The sequence below is a fragment of the Roseburia sp. 1XD42-69 genome (assembly GCF_003612565.1).
Classification (GTDB): domain Bacteria; phylum Bacillota; class Clostridia; order Lachnospirales; family Lachnospiraceae; genus Roseburia_B.
In genome coordinates this window covers 1-2,443 of the sequence record NZ_RAZG01000167.1, presented here as the reverse complement: position 1 = coordinate 2,443, position 2,443 = coordinate 1, and the positions used below count along the sequence as shown (strand labels likewise).

Genomic DNA, 2,443 nt, shown 5'->3' with positions numbered 1-2,443 from the left:
GTAGGCTAAGAATCCGGCGCCTTACTGCCTCACGACAGCAGGTTTCCGAACCCTCGCCCCGGAACCGCACGTACACCTCTCGATGTATACGGCTCCCCACTATACATCCTCTACAATTATTTATGGATTCTGTCATAGCAGTCTCCACACACTACAAGCGTTTTTCTTTTCTTCTTGTTCATGATCGCTCCCCATTCTGTATTAACATCAAGGTCGCTCATACTTTTTACTTGATACACTTTGACCGCTGACACGTATGCGCCGCACATTTCGCAGACGTTCGCCTTGTATCTGAAAAACAATTCTTTTGGCTTGTTCATCTGCTCATATTCGGGTATGATGTCTGCATAACTCCCAAGGGCATATTTCACCCTGCGGAATCCCTCATTATAGAGGACTGCATACTTTGTACCTTTCTGTGTTTTGTACGGCACTTTAAACTCTTTGTTTTTGGTATATTTTAGCTTTGCTTTTGTCATTGTGATACGGTATTTTGCCGCAACGGTCTTGTACAGGCTGTATTCCATGACATAATGGAACTTATTTAATACGGAAACATTGCTCGCAAGACGGTAGTAATTGTAAATCCCCCGAATCTGCGCATTGTACTTCCGCACCATTTCATGCACTGGCAGGAAAATATAGTCGTTCCGCTGTAACGGCTTCCAGACTTCCTTTTCCCCTGCCCTTGAAACGATTTTCAGCACACCGTAATTTAACAGCTTCCCCACCCATTTCTCTTTTGGCAGGTACAGCTTGATTTTGCCGGTGTAGGCTTTAACAGTCCCTTTTCCTTTGGCTTTTTTCAGCGCACTGTCGTTGCATACCGTAACGTCATAGCCGAGGAACCTCGCTTTGTCGTCACTGTTCGTGATGAGCGTCTTTTCCGCAGACAATTCCAGTTTCAGCGTTTCCTCAAAGAACCTCCCAATATCGGACTTAATCTTTTCAGCATCTTCTTTGCTTCCGATTACGCCGATAAGAAAATCATCGGCGTAACGCACATACTGTATCCGCTTATAGCCTGTGTCCATTGGGTCGCCCATAGGGATTTTCTGGAACGCCCTCTTTAAGTCTGCCAGTCGGCGTACTGCTTCCTGCTTTTCTGTATCAGAGTAGCCGTCCCATTCTTTTCGGATTTTGGCTTTGCACCTTTGGCGGTATGACTGTTTTCTGGAGTACTCATTGTTCCTTTTTCTGCCCGTACCTTTATCAAATCCCTTTTTGTAGTCCTCCATAAATCGGTCAAACTCATTAAGGTAGATGTTTGCAAGGATTGGGCTGATGCCAGAACCCTGGGCTATGCCGCTGAAAGTGGAATTGTACTCCCAGTTCTCCATATACCCTGCATTGAGGAATTTCCAAATCAGCTCAATAAAGGCTTCATCTTTAATCCGCCTGCGCAGGATATTTACAAGGCTGTGGTGGTCTATCGTATCAAAATACGACTTTATATCTCCCTCCACAAACCATTTCACACCCGTAAAGTTCTGCTGTAACTGTAAGAGTGCCGTATGGCAGCTCCTTTTGGGTCTAAAGCCGTGGGAATAGTTGGAGAATGTCGGGTCATAAATACTTTCAAGAATCATCTTAATAACTTCCTCCACCAGTTTGTCGTCTGACGACGATATCCCAAGCGGTCTCATTTTCCCGTTTTTCTTTTTGATATACTGTCTGCGGACAGGGTTCGGCTGATAACTGTGGTCTTTCACCGCATGGATAATCCGCTCCACTCTTTCTTTACCGTAACCGTCGAGTGTCAGCCCATCTATGCCGGGTGTCATTGCGCCCTTGTTGGCGTAGATGTTTTGGAGAGCCTGCAAGTAGAAATCCTCATTATAAAGATTCCTGTACAGTCTCTCATACCTGTAGTTTTCCTCTTTCGAGTGTTTCTGTAGATTCTCCAAAATAATCTTTGGACTTCTCATGATGTCTCACACACCTTTCCTAAATTATTTCAGTCGTATAGCTGTCTCCCTTCGCCATGTGAACGGTATTACCGCCTCGGACTACTATGGAGACTCCGTAGCCATGCAGGATATTCAGGCACTGTATGCCATAGCTTAAAATGGTAAGCGTTCCTGTTTAGGCTATCCTCGTTTAGGCTTGTCTGTACAAGCGTGTCATGCTGTCGGCTATGACGTTCGCCGTTTTCCGCTTATTGCGGCTGGCCAGTGCGGAATGTGATGTGTAGACGCAGTTCGCACAACTCTGCGTACACCCTGCACTGCCTGACGTATAATAGCTATCTTCCGTCAGTGCTGACGATAAAGCCCCTCTGGCTGTCATTTAAGCAGTGTAGCTGTTTAACCTCATACATGACATTTCATCTTGATGCCCGTTCACAGCCCGATAACTGGCTGAATAGCACCGTTGCCGACATGCTATACTCCCCGTCGGGTTTCCCTTTCGGATAAGTCGGTTGATGATAGGAATTAGGCTT

At 45.8% G+C, this 2,443-nt stretch carries 1 protein-coding gene; it reads right to left on the bottom strand.

Annotation, left to right across the window (positions count from 1 at the left end; genetic code table 11):
• Nucleotides 1-116: 116 nt before the first annotated feature.
• The gene (locus D7Y06_RS24710) at nt 117-1,928 is read right to left on the bottom strand and encodes a reverse transcriptase domain-containing protein (RefSeq protein ID WP_120410125.1); all 1,812 of its coding nucleotides are present in this window, start codon (nt 1,926-1,928) and stop codon (nt 117-119) included.
• Between the last annotated feature and the right edge of the window lie 515 nt (nt 1,929-2,443).